15 protein-coding genes are annotated in these 16,751 nt (G+C 72.7%); 9 read left to right on the top strand and 6 right to left on the bottom strand.

What is annotated here, in order from left to right; all coding sequences use genetic code 11:
* Positions 1-98: 98 nt before the first annotated feature.
* From O7626_RS33445 to O7626_RS33430, 4 genes are all read left to right on the top strand, one after another.
* A complete protein-coding gene (locus O7626_RS33445; RefSeq protein WP_278064986.1) occupies positions 99-1,394 on the top strand; it encodes an adenylosuccinate synthase in 1,296 nt (431 codons plus the stop codon).
* 75 nt (positions 1,395-1,469) lie between these two features.
* Positions 1,470-2,759, top strand: a complete 1,290-nt coding sequence (purD, locus tag O7626_RS33440) for a phosphoribosylamine--glycine ligase (RefSeq protein ID WP_278064985.1) — start codon at positions 1,470-1,472, stop codon at positions 2,757-2,759.
* A 121-nt stretch (positions 2,760-2,880) separates the two neighbouring features.
* Positions 2,881-3,516, top strand: a complete 636-nt coding sequence (locus O7626_RS33435) for a hypothetical protein (protein ID WP_278064984.1) — start codon at positions 2,881-2,883, stop codon at positions 3,514-3,516.
* 268 nt (positions 3,517-3,784) lie between these two features.
* The gene (locus O7626_RS33430; RefSeq protein WP_278066432.1) at positions 3,785-4,669 is read left to right on the top strand and encodes an endonuclease/exonuclease/phosphatase family protein; all 885 of its coding nucleotides are present in this window, start codon (positions 3,785-3,787) and stop codon (positions 4,667-4,669) included.
* A gap of 62 nt (positions 4,670-4,731) precedes the next feature.
* On the opposite strand, the gene O7626_RS33425 is transcribed toward O7626_RS33430, so the two are convergent.
* The 3 genes from O7626_RS33425 to O7626_RS33415 form a co-directional block, all read right to left on the bottom strand.
* Positions 4,732-6,321, bottom strand: a complete 1,590-nt coding sequence (locus O7626_RS33425; RefSeq protein WP_278064983.1) for an AMP-binding protein — start codon at positions 6,319-6,321, stop codon at positions 4,732-4,734.
* A 46-nt stretch (positions 6,322-6,367) separates the two neighbouring features.
* Positions 6,368-7,582, bottom strand: coding sequence for an acyl-CoA dehydrogenase family protein (locus O7626_RS33420; RefSeq protein ID WP_278064982.1), 1,215 nt, complete (start codon positions 7,580-7,582; stop codon positions 6,368-6,370).
* 86 nt (positions 7,583-7,668) lie between these two features.
* Positions 7,669-8,121 (bottom strand): SCP2 sterol-binding domain-containing protein, encoded by a 453-nt coding sequence (locus O7626_RS33415; protein WP_278064981.1) that lies wholly within the window; start codon positions 8,119-8,121, stop codon positions 7,669-7,671.
* A gap of 96 nt (positions 8,122-8,217) precedes the next feature.
* On the opposite strand from O7626_RS33415, the gene O7626_RS33410 reads away from it, so the two are divergent.
* From O7626_RS33410 to O7626_RS33395, 4 genes are all read left to right on the top strand, one after another.
* On the top strand, positions 8,218-8,865 hold the full coding sequence (locus O7626_RS33410; RefSeq protein ID WP_278064980.1) for a TetR/AcrR family transcriptional regulator: 648 nt from the start codon (positions 8,218-8,220) through the stop codon (positions 8,863-8,865).
* A gap of 172 nt (positions 8,866-9,037) precedes the next feature.
* A complete protein-coding gene (locus tag O7626_RS33405; protein WP_278064979.1) occupies positions 9,038-9,421 on the top strand; it encodes a winged helix-turn-helix domain-containing protein in 384 nt (127 codons plus the stop codon).
* Complete coding sequence (locus O7626_RS33400; protein WP_278064978.1) at positions 9,418-9,741, top strand: hypothetical protein; 324 nt, start codon at positions 9,418-9,420, stop codon at positions 9,739-9,741. Before O7626_RS33405 ends, O7626_RS33400 begins: the two co-directional genes overlap by 4 nt.
* A 66-nt stretch (positions 9,742-9,807) precedes the next feature.
* The gene (locus tag O7626_RS33395) at positions 9,808-11,523 is read left to right on the top strand and encodes a serine hydrolase domain-containing protein (RefSeq protein WP_278064977.1); all 1,716 of its coding nucleotides are present in this window, start codon (positions 9,808-9,810) and stop codon (positions 11,521-11,523) included.
* A gap of 102 nt (positions 11,524-11,625) precedes the next feature.
* On the opposite strand, the gene O7626_RS33390 is transcribed toward O7626_RS33395, so the two are convergent.
* The 3 genes from O7626_RS33390 to O7626_RS33380 all read right to left on the bottom strand — a co-directional run bounded on the left by O7626_RS33390 (position 11,626) and on the right by O7626_RS33380 (position 15,083).
* Entirely contained in the window at positions 11,626-12,603 is a 978-nt protein-coding gene (locus O7626_RS33390; protein ID WP_278064976.1) for a pectate lyase, read from the bottom strand.
* 228 nt (positions 12,604-12,831) lie between these two features.
* Entirely contained in the window at positions 12,832-13,755 is a 924-nt protein-coding gene (locus O7626_RS33385) for a MaoC/PaaZ C-terminal domain-containing protein (RefSeq protein WP_278064975.1), read from the bottom strand.
* Positions 13,755-15,083, bottom strand: a complete 1,329-nt coding sequence (locus tag O7626_RS33380; protein WP_278064974.1) for a 3-oxoacyl-ACP reductase — start codon at positions 15,081-15,083, stop codon at positions 13,755-13,757. Before O7626_RS33380 ends, O7626_RS33385 begins: the two co-directional genes overlap by 1 nt.
* 57 nt (positions 15,084-15,140) lie before the next feature.
* On the opposite strand from O7626_RS33380, the gene O7626_RS33375 reads away from it, so the two are divergent.
* Positions 15,141-16,439: an acetyl-CoA C-acetyltransferase gene (locus O7626_RS33375; RefSeq protein ID WP_278064973.1), complete on the top strand. Its 1,299-nt coding sequence runs from the start codon at positions 15,141-15,143 to the stop codon at positions 16,437-16,439.
* Positions 16,440-16,751: the final 312 nt, after the last annotated feature.

The following is a 16,751-nucleotide window of genomic DNA, read 5'->3' as shown; positions in this document are numbered from 1 at the left end:
CTCTGCGGGCCGGGTCGTCACTTTTTGTTAGCCTGACACCTCGGGCTCGCCACGCGGTCGCCACCTGGCACCCGAGCCCCCTGGAGGCGGGTTTAGAGATGCCGGCGATCGTGCTCATCGGGGCGCAGTGGGGCGACGAGGGCAAGGGCAAGGTTACCGACCTGCTGGGTGACCGGGTCGACTACGTCGTCCGGTACTCGGGCGGCAACAACGCCGGGCACACGGTGGTGACCCCGGACGGCCAGAAGTACGCCCTGCACCTGATGCCGTCGGGTGCGCTCTCGCCGAGCGCGGTGATCGTGATCGGCAACGGCGTGGTGGTCGACCCGAAGGTGCTGATCTCCGAGATCGACGGGCTGGCGGAGCGGGGCGTGGACGTCTCCCGGCTGCGGATCTCCGGGGACGCGCACCTGATCATGCCGCACCACCGGGCGCTGGACCGGGTCGTCGAGCGCTACCTCGGCTCGTCCCGGATCGGCACCACCGGCCGGGGCATCGGCCCGGCGTACGGCGACAAGGTGGCCCGGATGGGTATCCGGGTGCAGGACCTGCTCGACCCCGGCATCCTGCGCAAGAAGCTCGAACTCGCGCTGCGGGAGAAGAACCAGATCCTGTTCAAGGTCTACAACCGCAAGGCGCTGGACGTGGACGCGGTGACCGACGAATACCTCGGCTACGCGGAGCGGCTGCGGCAGTACATCGCGGAGACCCGGACGATCCTCTGGGACGCGCTGGACCGGGGCGAGACGGTGCTGCTGGAGGGCGCCCAGGCGACCATGCTCGACATGGACCACGGCACCTATCCCTTCGTCACCTCGTCGAATCCGACGGTCGGCGGTGCCTGTGTCGGCGCCGGCATCCCGCCGATGGCGATTAACCAGGTGATCGGGGTGACGAAGGCGTACACCACCCGGGTCGGGTCGGGGCCGTTCCCGACCGAGCTGTTCGACGACAACGGCGCGCACCTGCGCAAGGTCGGCGCGGAATACGGCACCACCACCGGCCGGGAGCGCCGGTGCGGCTGGTTCGACGCGGTGATCGGCCGGTACGCCGTACGGCTCAACGGCATCACCGACCTGGTCGTCACCAAGCTCGACGTGCTCTCCGGAATGGACAAGGTACCGATCTGCGTCGGCTACGAGATCGACGGCAAGCGGTACGACGACATGCCGATGACCCAGACGGCGATCCACCACGCCAAGCCGATCTACGAGGAGCTGGACGGCTGGTGGGAGGACATCTCCAAAGCCCGCTCCGAGGAGGAGTTGCCGGCCAACGCCCGCCGCTACCTGGAGCGGATCGAACAGCTGTGCCGGACCCGGGTCAGCGTGGTCGGCGTCGGCCCCGGCCGGGACGAGAACGTCGTCCGGCACGAGCTGCTCCCGCCGAGGTGAGGAAGGGCCCCCTCTACAACAAAAAGCGATAAGCGGGGGCCCTTCCTTGCACGCCTGACCGTAGGATCGGTGGCCGTGCGCGTACTACTAATCGGTGGCGGCGGGCGGGAGCATGCTCTTGCGCTCGGCCTGGCCGCCGACCCGGCCGTCGACCAGCTGATCGCCGCACCGGGCAACCCGGGCATCGCCGAGGTCGCGCAGCTGCGGCCGGTGCAGGCCACCGATCCGGCGTCGGTCGCCGCGCTCGCCGTCGAGGTCCAGGCCGACCTGGTCGTCGTCGGCCCGGAGGCGCCGCTGGTGGCCGGGGTCGCCGACGCGGTACGCGCCAAGGGCATCGCCTGCTTCGGCCCGTCCGGCGCGGCGGCCCGGATCGAGGGCTCCAAGGCGTTCGCCAAGGACGTGATGGCGGCGGCCGGAGTGCCGACGGGCCGGTCGCGCACGGTCGACAACCCCGGCACCGGGATCGGGTCGGCGCTTGTCGCACAGGCGCTCGACGAGTTCGGCCCGCCGTACGTGGTGAAGGACGACGGGCTGGCCGCCGGCAAGGGCGTGGTGGTCACCGGGGACCGGTCGGCGGCGCTGGAACATGCCGCCGGCTGCGGCCGGGTGGTCGTCGAGGAGTACCTCGCCGGACCCGAGGTGTCGCTCTTCGTGGTCACCGACGGCGAGACCGCGCTGCCGCTGTTGCCGGCCCAGGACTTCAAGCGGGTGGGCGACGGCGACACCGGCCCGAACACCGGCGGGATGGGGGCGTACGCGCCGCTGCCGTGGCTGCCGCCGGGCACCGTGGACGAGGTGCTGGCCACCGTGGTCGGGCCGACCCTGGCCGAGATGCGGCGCCGGGGCACCCCGTTCGGCGGGCTGCTCTACGTCGGGCTGGCCATCACCGGGGACGGGCCACGGGTGATCGAGTTCAACGCCCGGTTCGGTGATCCGGAGACGCAGGTCGTACTCGCACTGCTGGAGACGCCGCTGGCCGGGCTGCTGCACGCGGCGGCCACCGGCACGCTCGCCGGGCATCCGCCGCTGCGTTGGCGTTCCGATGCGGCGGTCACCGTGGTGGTCGCCTCGGCGGGTTACCCGGGCACCCCGCGTACCGGTGACGTGATCACCGGCGCCGACCGGCCCGGGGTCGTGCACGCCGGCACGGCCCGCCGGGCCTCCGACGGTGCGCTGGTCTCCGCCGGGGGCCGGGTCCTCTCGGGTACCGGTGTGGGCGCCGACCTGACCGCGGCCCGGGTGGCCGCCTACGAACTGGTCGACGCGATCGACCTGCCGGGAGCGCACCACCGGACCGACATCGCGGCGCTCGCCGCCGCCGGCCGACTCACCGCCCCCGACCGCGAGGGTTCGCCGACCGCCTGACCCGGGGCCTCCCGCGTCACCCGACCGGCTGGCACGAAACCGTGATTCGTCGGTCGGACCGGGTCTCCTACCGTGAGATCACCCCGGATTGTCGGGGGATTCCAGTGGCGGAGGAGCGGCCATGCACAGGTACCTGACTCGGGCGGCGGTGGTCGCCCTCGGCGGCGCGATCGCGGTCGCGGCGACCGGTTGCGTCACGATCGAGGCCGGCGGGTCGACCCCGGCGACCTCGGCACCGGCCACCGCTGCCCCCGGCGCCACCGGTGACGCCGGCCTGGGCAGCGCCCCGGCGGACGGGCCGGGCGGCACCCCGGGGTCGAGCGGCGGTCCGGCGGGGCAGGGCGGCCAGCCCGGCGGCAGCGGCAACCCCGGCGGTGGCGGCAACCCGGGTGGCGGTGGCAACACCGGCGGCAGCGGTACGACCGGCAAGAAGCCGAGCGGCCCGACGATCGTCCACTACAAGATCAAGCAGAAGCCGCAGTGCGACCAGGGTACGAACGTCAACCGCGTTCCCGGGGTCCCGGTGATCCTGGAGTGGAAGGTGACCGGCGCCGACAAGGTGACCCTCTCCGTCGACGGGCCCGGGATCTACAACACCTACCCGCCGGTCGGCACCGCCACCATCGACTTCCCGTGCGGCGGCAGCCCCGGCGAGTACGTCAAGCACACCTACCAGCTGCGTACGGTCGGCGGCGGCGAGGTGCGCTCCAGGACCCTGACCGCCTCGGCACTGGTGCACGAGATCCCCTCGGTCTGACCCGGGCCCGGGCGGCCGGCGCGCGGTCCGGCCGTCCGTCCTTTTCGTCCGTCCGATATGTACCGAGCGGCTCCGCGAGCCCTCGCCGGCCCCTATCATCGCTGTCTCCTTCCCGACCGAGCACCAGGAGGACGGCGATGCGGTTCCGGCGGGGGTTCGCGACGTTCACGGCGGCGGCGCTGGCCATGGTGCCGGCGGTGGCACTGTCGGCCGCCGCGCCGGCCTCGGCTGTCCGGCAGCGCTGGCGGGCACGGCTGCTCCGGCAGGGCTGGCGGGCACGGCTGCTCCGGCGGCCTCGGCTGCCGAGGTCACCGCCAGCTACAACGTCTGGGTCTGGAACGTCGCCGGCTGGAAGATGCACCGGGGCGCCACCGGGAACGGGCTGATCGGCGCGCTGGCCAACTCGATCCGCAACCGCAGCGCGCACTTCGCGGCGCTGAACGAGCTGTGCTGGAGCCAGTACAAGGCGGTGCAGTCCAACCTGCGGGGGTCGGGCTGGCCGCAGGACGTCGAGAACTTCTCCCGCTTCGAGGCGCACAACGAGACCGCCTGCGGCGGTGAGCCGTTCGGGGTCGCCATCTTCAGCAGGGCGCCGATGGGCCCGGCGGACCGTCTCGCGCTGGCCCCGGACGGCAGCTCGGAGCGGCGCAAGCTGCTCTGTGCCCCGCTGGAGGCCCGCCCGCACCTGAGGTTCTGCACCACCCACATCACCCCGTCCAACGAGGTGATCGGCGGCGGAAAGATCAACGAACGCCAGCTCGGCGAGGTGCTGACCCGGGTGGAGAGCTACCACGCGGCCGGCGACACGGTGATCATCGCGGGCGACTTCAACGCCCAGCCGAACTACGGCCGGATGAACCCGTGGTACTCCCGCAACCTGGACGTGCCGCGCAACAGCGGCAACCAGGGCGACTACCGGGAGCTGGACGACACCGATCCGGCCAGTCCCGGCTACGGCGAGACGACAGTCGCCGACGGCGACACCAGCGGACCGGACGGCCAGGGCAAGAAGATCGACATGATCTTCGTACGGGAGGACCGGATCGCCGGGACGTACACCGGTGACTCGCTGGCCATCTCGACGAGCTGCGGCGGCGCCTGCTCCGACCACCGGATCCTGATCGGCACGGTGACCGTCCGAATCACCACCTGAGCCGTCGACCGCCCGCCGTTCGCCTCCCGCCGTCCGCCGCCGGCGGTCGTCGACCGCTCGGTTCAGGCCCGGTGGTAGCGGCGCAACTCCCTGGTCATCACCTTGCCGGTCGCGTTGCGCGGCAGCGCCGGTACGAAGTTGACGTCCCTCGGCACCGAGAACCGGGCTCGGTAGCGGCGGACGTACTCGCGTACCGCGTCCGGGTCGATCGTCTCGCCGGGACGCAGCACCAGGTACGCCACCAGCCGCTGCCCGTACGTCCGGTCCGGTACCCCGATGACCGCCACCTCGCGCACCTGGGGCAGCTCGGCGAGCAGGTTCTCCACCTCGGCCGGATGGACGTTCTCGCCCCCCGAGACGATCATGTCGTCGGCCCGGCCGTCGACGTGCAGCAGCCCGTCCGCGTCCAGGTGGCCGAGGTCGCCGGTGTCCAGCAGCCGTACCCGGGCCGGGCCGGCAACCCGACCCTGCTGTTCCGGCCCGCCCGCCGTGTACCCCTCGAAGAGCAGTTCGTTGCCGACCAGGATCCGGCCGACCTGACCGGCCGGCACGGGCTCGCCGGCGGCGTCGACGATCGCCAGCCGGGTGCCGTGCGGCGGCCGGCCGGCGGTGGTCGGCGCCCGGCGCAGCTCGGCCGGGGTGGCGATGGCGGCCCAGGAGACCTCGGTGGAGCCGTAGAGGTTGTAGAGCACGTCGCCGTACCGGTCCATGAACCGGGGCGCCAGCCCGCCGGGCAGCGCCGAGCCGCTGACCGCGACCACCTCCAGCGGCGGCGTGGCGGCCGGCGGCACCTCCAGCAGCCGTTGCAGCATCACCGGTACGGCGAACAGCGCGGTGCAGGAGTGCCGGCGCAGCGCCGCCACCGCCGCCACCGGCTCGAACCGCCGATGCAGTACGACGGTGCCGCGCAGCGCGAAGGCCATCTGGAGTGCGGCGTACCCCCAGGTGTGGAAGAGCGGGGCGGCGATCATCATCCGTACCCCGTGGTGCAGCGGGATCCGGTCGATGATCGCGACGAGCGGGCCGAGGCCGTTCGGGGTGGGCCGGCGGGCACCCTTCGGGGTGCCGGTGGTGCCGGAGGTGAGCACGATGGTCCGGCCGTCCCGCTCCGGCGGGTGCAGCTCACCGTGCGGCGCCCCGGCCATTAGTTCCGGGTACTCCCGTTCGTCGATCCGGTGCACCTCGGCCGGCAGCCCGACGACCCGGTCGAGGAACTCGTCGTCGTGCACCAGCAGCCGGAACCGCTGCTCCTGGGCGACGGCCGCGAGCTGTGCCCCGGACAGGCCGGTGTTGCCGAGCACGATGTCGGCGCCGAGCAGCCCGCCGGCCACGGCCGTCTCCACCAGTCCCGAGTGGTTGCGGCAGAGCACCCCGATCCGGTCGCCCTCGGTCACGCCGTAGCGGGCCCGTAGCGACCGGGCCAGCCGTTCGGCCCGGTCCAGCAGCTCCCGGTAGCTGACCTCGCCGCGCTCCTCGTCGACCAGCGCGATCCGGTCCGGATCCCGGGCCGCCGCCTGGCGCAGCTCGCCGGCCAGGCTGAAGCCCCAGTTCCGCAGGGCGCCGAGCTGTGCCGCGACCCGCCGGGGCGAGCCGGGCTTGAGCAGCCCGCGCCGGGTCAGCGTGGCGACCAGGAACGCGAGGTCGGAAGGCAACGGGGTACTCCCTCCTGTTGTGCTGCCGCCCTGGATCCGCGGCTGGTCAGCGGATCTGGTGCCCGGAGATGGCCCGGGAGATGACCAGCCGCTGGATCTCCGAGGTCCCCTCGAAGATCGTGTAGATCTTGGCGTCCCGGTACCAGCGCTCGACCGGGTGCTCGCGGAGGAAGCCGGCGCCGCCGAGGATCTGCACCGCCCGTTCGGTAACCGAGACCGCCACCTCGCCGGCCTTGAGCTTCGACATCGAGCCCTCGCCCGCGCTGAACGGGCGGTTGTTGCGGCCCATCCAGGCGGCCCGCCAGACCAGCAGCCGGGCGGCGTCGATCTCCATCCGCATGTCCGCGAGCTGGAATGCGACCGCCTGGTTCTCGACGATCGGCCGGCCGAACTGCACCCGCTCCCGGGCGTACGCCAGGGCGTACTCGTACGCCGCCCGGGCCACCCCGACCGCCTGCGCCCCGACCGTCGGCCGGGACAGTTCGAAGGTACGCATCGCGGCCTGGCTGTTGCCGCGCTGCCCGCTCCGGGCCCGGTCGAGCCGTTCGGTCAGCGCCTCGCGCCCGCCGAGCAGGCAGCGGCCCGGCACGCGTACCTCGTCGAGGAAGACGTCGGCGGTGTGCGAGGCGCGCAGCCCCAGCTTCCTGAGCTTCTTCGTCGCGGTCAGTCCGGCCGTGCCGGGCGGCACCACGAAGGCGGCCTGGCCCCGGGAGCCGAGTTCGGGCTCCACCGAGGCGGTGACCACGTGCACGGCGGCGATCCCGCCGTTCGTGGCGTACGCCTTCTGCCCGGTCAGCACCCACTCGTCGGTGCCGGCGTCGTAGCGGGCCCGGGTGCGCATGGCAGCGACGTCGGAGCCGGCCTCCGGCTCGGTGCTGCAGAACGCCGCCACGGCCGGCCGGTCGGTGTCGCCGTAGCACTGCGGCACCCATTCGAGCAGCTGTTCGGGGGTGCCGGAGCCGTAGATGGCGGCCACCGCCAGGGTGGTGCCGAAGAGAGCCATGCCGATCCCGGCGTCGCCCCAGAAGAGTTCCTCGTTGGCCAGCGGCAGGGAGAGGCCGGTCGGGTCGGCCCAGCAGTTGGCGATGAACTCGAAGCCGTACAGCCCGACCTTCGCCGCCTCCTGGATCACCGGCCAGGGGGTCTCCTCGCGGGCGTCCCACTCGGCGGCGGCCGGCCGCACGATCTCGGCGGCGAAGCCGTGCACCCAGTCGCGCAGCTCCTGCTGCTCCTCGTTCAGGTCGAGCGAGAACTCGGTCACGCCGTCCCCTCGTCCCCTCGTCGTTCCGGACCCGGGCGCCGGCTCCGCCGGACGCCCGGGGTGGTTGATCTGGTCGGGCGTCCTGGTCAGGCCTTCGGGATGTCGAACAGGTTGGCGATGTTCGCGGCCAGCCCGAGGTCACCCTTTGCCTTCAGCTTGCCGGTCATGAACATCGTCACCGGGTTGGCGCCACCGGAGACGATCTTGAGAAACTCGACCGGACCCATCGTGAGGGTCAGCTTCGGCTCCCGCTGTGGCGTCTCGGAGACCTGGCAGGTCGCGTTCTCGATGACGATCTCGTAGGTGTCGGAGCCGCCGTCCGGCCGGCCGGTGATGGTCCAGTGGATGACCGTGTTGGTGTTGCCGGCCCGGTCGGCCCGGAACAGTGCCGGCATCCGCCCGAACACCGCGTCCAGGACCTTGCCGCGCAGGTCCCCGCTCATCACCTCGGCCAGCTTGTCGTCCGGGGTGGACTTGACGATCTGGGCGAACTGCTGGGGCTCCAGCGAGGCGAAGTTGGCCGGGTCGAAGTCGGTCATGCGAGGGTCCTCCAGGGCTGGTGGTTGTCGCTGTTCCGGTCAAGATTATTGGTTACTCGTGCGTAACCCTACGCACGAGTAGGTAGGCTCGCAAGCGTGCCGACTCCGCCCGCCTTCCGGCGGCTACCCCGGGCCGTACGGGAGCAGCAGATGCTCGACGCCGCGGTCGGGGTCTTCTCCCGGCGCGGCTTCCACGCGGCGAGCATGGACGAGATCGCCGACGAGGCCGGCATCTCCAAACCCATGGTCTACGCCTACCTCGGCTCGAAGGAAGAACTCTTCGTCGCCTGCCTGCACCGGGAGGGGACCCGGCTGATGGAGGCGATCGTCGGCGCGGTCGTACCGGACCTGCCGTTCGAGGAGCGGCTCTGGCGCGGCCTGCGGGCGTTCTTCCGGTTCGTCGGCGCGCACCGGGACGGCTGGGCGGTCCTCTACCGGCAGGCCCGGGGCGAGCCCCCGTTCGCCGGGGAACTGGCGTCGATGCGGAGCCGGATCATCGAGGTGGTCGCCGGGATGCTCGCCCGTGGCCTGGCCGCCGACGGCCGCGAGGCCCGCGTCGCCGAACTGGAGATCATGGCGTACGCCCTGGTCGGCGCCGCCGAGTCGGTCGCCGACCTGCTGGCCGACCAGCCGGACGCCGATCCGGACCGGATGGCCGGCCGGATGATGGAGATGGCCTGGAGTGGTGCCGGCAACCTGCTCGCCGGCCGCCGCTGGCGACCACCTTCCACCCGGCCGGACTGACCCCGGACCCACCCGGCAGGACTGACCCCGGACCCACCCGGCAGGGCTGACCCCGGACCCACCCCGCCGGCTGATCCCCACCCCTGCTGCTTGACGTTTGTCGTCGGGGGTGTCAGTCTCGTCTGACAGGGGGGTGTCAGATGCATCTGACACCGGGGAAGGAACGGGACGCATGGAGCAGGCCCCGCCCTCGGGGGAGCAGTTGCTGCGGATGCTCACCGCGCTGGCCAGCCCGCACCGGCTGCGGATCGTGGCGGCCCTCGCCGAGGGCCGCAGCTACGTAAGCCAGCTCGCCCGCCGACTGGAGATGAACCGGCCGCTGCTCTACATGCACCTCCAGCGGCTGGAGGCGGCCGGACTGGTCACCGGTGAACTGGAGACGGCCCGGGACGGCAGCTCGGTGAAGTACTTCGAGGTGGTGCCGTTCGCGCTGGCCGTCACCCCGCAGGTGGTCGCCGAGGCCGTCCCGACGTTGGACCCGGCAGCGGGCGTCACCGGCACGGCGGAACAGAACGGCCCGGCAGCGGGCGGATCGGGAGAGGAAACGAGCGAGTGAGCACATTGTTGGCAGCCGACCTGGACATCGCGCAGACCGCCACGATCGCGTCGGCCGCGGTGGCGGTCGCCCTGGTCGCCGTCGTCGGTTTCGTCGGCCTGGGCTTCTACCGGGCCCGGCGGAGCACGGTCGGGGACGCGGCGTACCGCGCCCTGGTCGAGCGCGTGGTCGAGGCGGAGACCCGGACGGCGGAGGCCGGCACCGCGACGGCCGGGGAACTGACCGGGCTGCGCACCGAGGTACGCGGCGCCCGGGACGAACTGGCCGAGGTGAAGCAACGGCTGACCGAGTTGGAACGGCTGCTCAGCCAGATCGGCTGAGTCCACCGGGAGCCGCACGCGTGCCGGTCCGGCGACCGGCGGCACCCGTACGGGGGAGGGAACGAGATGATCAGCGAATCGCGCGGAGGAAGGCAGGCCGTGCAGGCCGTGCTGACCGTGCTGGCCCTGCTGGCGGCCCTGCCGTTGGCGGTGGCCACCGGGGTCGGCCCGGCGGCCGGCGTGCCGCCGTCGCCCCCGGCCGACGACATGTCCCGGGTGGAGAGCCATCTGCGGGAGTACATGGCCGACGTCCGGGCACCCGGACTGGCGTACGCGGTGGTGCGTGGCGACCGGGTCGTCGGGCAGGGCGCCTGGGGGGTCGACGGGAACGGCGAGCCGATCACGCCGGGTACGCCCTTCGTCCTCGGCTCGGTGTCGAAGTCGTTCACCGCGCTGGCGGTGATGCAGCTCGTCGAGTCCGGCCGGGTCGAGCTGGACGCACCGGTCCGCCGGTACGTCCCGTGGCTGCGGCTGGCCGACGAGTCGGTGGCGGCCCGGATCACCGTACGGCACCTGCTCGTCCAGACGACGGGTCTGCCGCAGGTGGCGTCGACGGGGCTCACCGACCGGTACGACAACACGCCGGGTGCGCTGGCCCGCTCGGTACGCGACCTCGCGGCGGTCAGCCCGACGGCCGAACCGGGCGGAGTGCACCAGTACAGCGACGCCAACTACATGATCCTGGGCGTACTCGTCGAGGAGGTGACCGGGGAGAGCTACGGCGAATACCTCCGCAGGCAGGTGCTCGACCCGCTCGGGATGGTCGACTCCGCCGCCACCGGCGCCGAGGCGGAGGCGCTCGGGATTCCGCCCGGTCACCGCTACTACCTCGGCCGCCCGCGGCGCTTCGAACCGTCCTTCGACGGCTCCGGGGTGTCGTACGGCTTCCTGGCGGCGAGCCTGACCGACCTGACCCACTACGTCTCGGCGCAGCTCTCCGCGGGCCGGTACGCCGGTCGTGCGGTCCTGTCGCCGGAGAACATGGCCCGGCTGCACCCCGGCCAGGTTCCCACCGGCGGCGACGGCCGGTACGCGATGGGTTGGCGGGAGGGCACCCTGGGCGTTCCGGCCAAGCGGATCGTCTGGCACGCGGGTGCGACGGCCAGCTCGTTCGGGCACATCGTGCTGGTGCCCGGGTCGGATCTTGCCGTGGTGGTGCTGACGAACGTCTACGGGTTGCCGATGGACGGCCCGCTGGCCTCGGCCGCCTTCGACGTCGCCCGGATTCTGCACGGTGCCGAGGCGGCGCCCGCCCAGGCGGAGGACCCGACGTTCGACTGGCTGCTCGCCGGGCTGGCCGCGGTCGCCGTACTCCTGCTCGGTCTGCTGGTCTGGTCGGTGGTCCGGGCCTTCCGGCGCCCGACCGGGCCGGTGCGGTCGGTGCGCCGGGCGGTCGCCGGAGCCGCCGGCTGGGTGGTCGGCTGCGCCGGGCTGGCGGCCGTGGTGGTCTGGGCGATCCCGGCCTTCTGGGACGGCGCCGGCCTGGCCAAGGTGCGGCTCTTCGCCCCGGACGTCGGTGACGCGATCGTGGCGGTGGCCCTGCTCGCCGGTCTGCTGGCCCTGGCCCGCGCCGGCCTAGCCGCGTCCACCGTCCGGACCGGCCGGTCACGTCGACCGGCACCACCGGCACCAACGGCGGGTAACCCAACGGCACCACCGGCACCAACGGCACCACCGGCACCAACGGCACCACCGGCACCAACGGCGCCACCGGCACCAACAGCACCAACGCCGCCACCGGCAATTCCGACGGAGCGCACGCGTCATGAGGTGACCGGCTGACCGTGCCGGCCGACGGGTCGTGTGCCGGGTGCTCCGGTGGGACCGGAGCACCCGGCGCGTCGCCGCTGGCGCGGGTCGATCGGCCGACGCCGTGCGCGACGGTCAGATCCGGCCGGTGCCGGCGCCGCCGGTGACGATGGACTTCACGTTGGCGGCCGGGTCGAGCGAGTACCCGTACGGGATGCCGTTGACGCTGCCGCCGGCCTGGCCGGAGCCGGAGTTGACGAAGTGGTTGTTCCGGGCGACCAGGCCGCCGACCGGCGAGCTGCCCTCACCGCGGTGGTACGGGTCGCTGACGTTCTCGAAGTAGTTGCCCTCGACGAGCACGCCCGCGTTGCAGGTGGAGGCGACGCCGTACCCGCCGTTGCCCCGGTAGAAGTTGTTGTAGACGTGCACCGGGTTGCCGAACCGGACCCGGGGGTGCCGCTGGTTCGACCCGTCGAACCAGTTGTGGTGGTACGACACCCGCAGCCGCCCGACGTCCTCGCCCGCGTTGCTGTCGGAGTGGCCGAGCAGGAACGACTTGTCGTGGTTGAAGACCCGGTTCCAGGAGACGGTGGCGCAGTCGGAGCTGCGCTTGATGTCGACCGCGCCGTCCGAGCCGCTGCTGAAGCTGTTGTGGTCGATCCAGACCCGGCTCGAGTACTGCACGTTGATCGCGTCGTCGCCCCAGTTCCGGAAGTTGATGTTCCGGATGACGACGTTGCTGACGCTGGCGACGTTGAGCCCGCCGCCGGTGATCGTGGCGTTGGCGCCGACTCCGATGATCGTCTTGTCGGCGGCGACCTTCTGCATGCCGCTGAGCGAGATGGTGCCGGAGAACCGGATCACCCGGGCACCGCTGGCCTGCATGTTGCTGATCAGGCCGTTGGCGTCGCTGACGGTGACCGGGGAGGCGTTGCCGCCGCCGCTGGTGCCGCCGCACTGGGTCGCCCAACCCTCCAGGTTGAACGAAGCGGCCGAGGCGCTCGGCATCGCGACCAGGGAGCTGGCCGCGAGGCTCGCGGCGGTGGCCGCCGCGAGCAGCGGCACCCGGACGAGCCGCCGGGTGCGCCGGGTGGTGGTTTCGGTGCTGGACACAGGGGAACCTCCGAGCGGAAGTGGTCCACCCCGGCGGCCGGGCGGGTGGGACGCGGACGCCGCCAGCGGTGGGTGGACGGTGCGGCCGACGGATCTGGGCCGCGCCGGGGACGGGGCTGCTGGAAAGCGCTTTCCAGCATCGAGTGAAGACTATCGATGGCCCTCTATCCTGTCAACGGCAAATCTCGATGTTTGTGCCGTCCTGTCGGGCTTGGCCCGAGAGGGTGATCAGTCCGGATCGGACCTGATCATCCCGCCGTCCGGGGTCACCTCGCCGAGCAGGTAGGGACGGCCGCGCGCCGGGTCGTGCAGCCCGAAACTCCGCCCCCGGCTCGCCGAGAAGGCCACCGTCGACGGCAGCGGCACCGGCAGCTTGAACGCCACGTCCACCGTGTACGCCTCGGGCAGCCGCCCCTCCAGCGCGGCCAGGCAGCGGGCCTTGCTCCACATCCCGTGCGCGATCGGCCGGGGAAAGCCGAACAGCCGGGCGGCGACCCGGGAGGTGTGGATCGGGTTGCGGTCGCCGGAGACCCGGGCGTACTCCCGACCCACCCGGGCGGCCACCCGCCACAACGTGGTCGGAGCCGGCGCGGCCGGCCGGTCACCCGGGTCGCGCCGGTCGCCCCCGGCGGCCGTACGCTCCCGCCGCAGGTACGTCGACACGCCGCGCCAGACCGTCTCCCCGGCGACGGAGGCGGTGCAGACCACGTCGAACTGCCGCCCCCGCTCGTGCGGGCGCAGGTCGACCGCGCGTACCGCCAGGTCCAGCGGCTCCGCCGCGTCGATCGGGCGGTACGTGTCGATCCGGTTGGCCACGTGCACCAGCCCGACCAGGGGCAGCGGAAACTCCGGTGCGCTCATCAGGTGCAGCGCCAGCGGAAAGGCCAGCACGTGCGGATAGGTCGGCGGCAGCGCGTCGGCGAGCCGGAACCCGCACACCCGGTCGTACTCCACCAGGTGGTCCCGGTCCACCGCCACTCCCCGGACGACAAGTACCGTCCCGGGAAGCCGGTCGGCGCGCCGGGCCGACCCGAACCCCGGAGCCAGTCCGATCGCCGCCCGGCGGTAGAGCGGCCCGGCAACCGGCACCGCCGCCAACTCGACCGGCACCGCGGCCGGCTGCTCCCCGGTGTCGTGCGGCAGGTCGGTCATCAGGCCCCCAACAGGCTCTGTCCGCAGACCCGGACCACGTTGCCGGTGACGCCGGCCGAGCCGGGTGAGGCGAACCAGGCGATCGTCTGTGCCACGTCGACCGGCAACCCGCCCTGGGCCAGACTGTTCATCCGCCGGCCCGCCTCGCGGAGCATCATCGGCATCCGGGCGGTCATCCGGGTCTCGATGAAGCCCGGAGCGACCGCGTTGACGGTGATGCCGCGCTCGGCCAGCAGTGGCGCCATCGAGTGCACCAGGCCGATCACGCCGGCCTTGGAGGTGGCGTAGTTGGTCTGGCCCCGGTTGCCGGCGATCCCGGCGATCGACGAGACCCCGATCAGCCGGCCACCGCGCGGGATCAGCCCACGGTCCAGCAGTACCTCGTTGATCCGCTCCTGGCTGGTCAGGTTGACCTCCAGGACCGCGTCCCACCGGTCCGGGGTCATCCGGCCGAGCGTCTTGTCCCGGGTGATCCCGGCGTTGTGCACCAGCACGTCGACCCGGCCGTGCCGGTCGGCGAGGTGGTCGGCCAGCCGTAGTGGCGCGTCCGGCGTGGTCAGGTCGAGCTGCACCGCCGTACCGCCGACGGCGTTGGCGACCTCGGCGAGCGCGTCACCGGCCGCCGGCACGTCCAGTGCCACCACCTGGGCGCCGTCGGCCGCCAACACCTCGGCGACCGTCGCCCCGATCCCCCGGGCGGCACCGGTGACCAGGGCGATCCGGCCGTCCAGCGGACGGTCCCAGTCGACCTCGGGCACCTCGGCCGGGCCGATCCGGATAACCTGCCCGGAGACGTACGCCGAGCGGCCGGAGAGCAGGAAGCGCAGCGTCGACTCGACGGCCCGTTCCGCACCCGGCGCGACGTAGACGAGCTGCGCGGTGCTGCCCCGGCCGAACTCCTTGCCGATGCTGCGGGTCAGTCCTTCGAGGGCGCGTTGCGCCGTCGCCTCCCGGGGTGTGCCGCAGGACTCCGGCGGGGTGCCGAAGACGACCACCCGGCCGGACGGGTGCAGGGCCCGGGCCAGCGGGTGGAAGAAGTCGAAGAGTGCGCGCAACCCGGCGGAGTCGGTGATGCCGGTGGCGTCGAAGAGCAGGGCGGCGGTTCGGGACTCCGACGGGTCGGAGACCTGGACGCCGGCCGAGCGCAGCAGCGCGGCCAGCGGCTCGACCAGGCGACCGCCGGGGGCGGCGTCGAGGCGTACCGGGCCGTGGCTGAGCGGGTCGCCGGGGCGGTACCGGCGCAGCCTGGGCGGGTCCGGCAGGCCGAGGCGCCGAACCAGCGCCCGGCCGGGACCGGTGTGGGCGAAGCTCGCGTACCTGTCGCTCATGCCCGTAGCCTACTCGCGGGTAAGGTAGGAACAACCCTGCGTTCTGGAGGCGTCACCATGGAACCCGTAGCCGTACGTCGCGTCGCGGTCCTCGGCGGCAACCGGATCCCGTTCGCCCGCTCGAACGGCCGGTACGCCAGGGCGTCCAACCAGGACATGCTGACCGCCGCCCTGGACGGGTTGATCGCCCGGTTCGGCCTGGCCGGTGAGCGGCTCGGCGAGGTGGCCGCCGGTGCGGTGCTCAAGCACTCCCGGGACTTCAACCTCACCCGCGAGGTGGTACTCGGCTCCCGGCTCGACCCGCACACCCCGGCGTACGACCTCCAGCAGGCCTGCGGCACCGGCCTGGAGGCGGCGATCCTGGTCGCCAACAAGATCGCACTCGGGCAGATCGACGTCGGCGTCGCCGGTGGCGTGGACACCACCTCGGACGCGCCGCTGGCCGTCAACGAGGAGATGCGGCGCACACTGCTGGAGATCAACGCCGCCCGGACGCTCGGCGGGCGGCTGCGCGCCGCCACCCGGCTGCGCCCGGCCCAGCCGTTCCGGCCGGAGATCCCGCGCAACGCCGAGCCGCGTACCGGACTGTCGATGGGTGAGCACGCGGCGGTCACCGCCCGGCGCTGGAACGTCGACCGGCAGGCCCAGGACGAACTCGCGGTCCGTTCGCACCAGCGGCTCGCCGCCGCGTACGACCGGGGCTTCTTCGACGACCTGGTCACGCCGTACCTCGGGCTGACCCGCGACCAGAACCTCCGCCCGGACACCAGCGTGGAGAAGCTCGGCCGGCTCAAGCCGGTCTTCGGCACCCGTGGGCCGGACGCCGAGCAGGCCAGCATGACCGCCGGCAACTCGTCACCGCTGACCGACGGGGCGTCGACCGTGCTGCTCGCCTCCGAGGAGTGGGCCAAGGCGCACAACCTGCCGGTACTGGCCTGGTTCGGCGCCTCGACGACCGCCGCCGTCGACTTCGTACACGGCGACGAGGGGCTGCTGATGGCACCCGCGTACGCCGTGCCCCGGCTGCTCGCCCGGACCGGGCTGACGCTGGCCGACTTCGACTACTTCGAGATCCACGAGGCGTTCGCCTCGCAGGTGCTGGCCACCCTGGCGGCCTGGGAGTCGCCGGAGTTCTGCAAGGACAGGCTGGGCCTGGACGCTCCACTCGGCACCGTCGACCCGGCGAAGCTGAACGTCAACGGCTCGTCGCTGGCCGCCGGCCACCCGTTCGCGGCGACCGGCGGCCGGATCGTGGCGACCCTGGCCAAGCTGCTCGCCGAGCGCGGCTCGGGACGCGGGCTGATCTCCATCTGCGCGGCCGGCGGCCAGGGCGTGGTAGCCATCCTCGAACGCTGAACCTCGCCCACCGCTGGACGGGCCTGCCGTCGCCAGGTCAGGCTGGTCCGGCACACCAACCCAGGAAGCGGGTACGGATCTCCTCCGGAGGTAGATCGGGCAGGTCGGTGGCCGCGAGTGCCGCGTACCTGCCGAGGTGGCTGAGCAGCGCCAGCCGGTTGTGCCGGTAGTTGATGAGGAATCGTGCCTGCTGGTCGGGGCAGGGCCAGTCGTCGCCGCAGCCGGCGCAGGCCCAGTCCGGTCGCCTCGGAAGGTGCCGTCGGTGTGTCGTTCCCGGCGGCCCAGCTCGACGACCTCCAGGACCAGTCGACC

Source organism: Micromonospora sp. WMMD1102, from assembly GCF_029626265.1.
Lineage (GTDB): Bacteria > Actinomycetota > Actinomycetes > Mycobacteriales > Micromonosporaceae > Plantactinospora.
Note: the sequence above shows the minus strand (reverse complement) of the source record. Positions and strands in the feature narration are given on the sequence as shown.

Bases quoted from the DNA above. Each gene is read 5' to 3' on its own strand.
- O7626_RS33445 (WP_278064986.1), top strand. From the start codon at position 99: ATGCCGGCGATCGTGCTCATCGGGGCGCAGTGGGGCGACGAGGGCAAG.
- O7626_RS33435 (WP_278064984.1), top strand. From the start codon at position 2,881: ATGCACAGGTACCTGACTCGGGCGGCGGTGGTCGCCCTCGGCGGCGCG.
- O7626_RS33415 (WP_278064981.1), bottom strand. From the start codon at position 8,121: ATGACCGACTTCGACCCGGCCAACTTCGCCTCGCTGGAGCCCCAGCAG.
- O7626_RS33405 (WP_278064979.1), top strand. From the start codon at position 9,038: ATGGAGCAGGCCCCGCCCTCGGGGGAGCAGTTGCTGCGGATGCTCACC.
- O7626_RS33395 (WP_278064977.1), top strand. From the start codon at position 9,808: ATGATCAGCGAATCGCGCGGAGGAAGGCAGGCCGTGCAGGCCGTGCTG.
- O7626_RS33385 (WP_278064975.1), bottom strand. From the start codon at position 13,755: ATGACCGACCTGCCGCACGACACCGGGGAGCAGCCGGCCGCGGTGCCG.
- O7626_RS33380 (WP_278064974.1), bottom strand. From the start codon at position 15,083: ATGAGCGACAGGTACGCGAGCTTCGCCCACACCGGTCCCGGCCGGGCG.
- O7626_RS33375 (WP_278064973.1), top strand. From the start codon at position 15,141: ATGGAACCCGTAGCCGTACGTCGCGTCGCGGTCCTCGGCGGCAACCGG.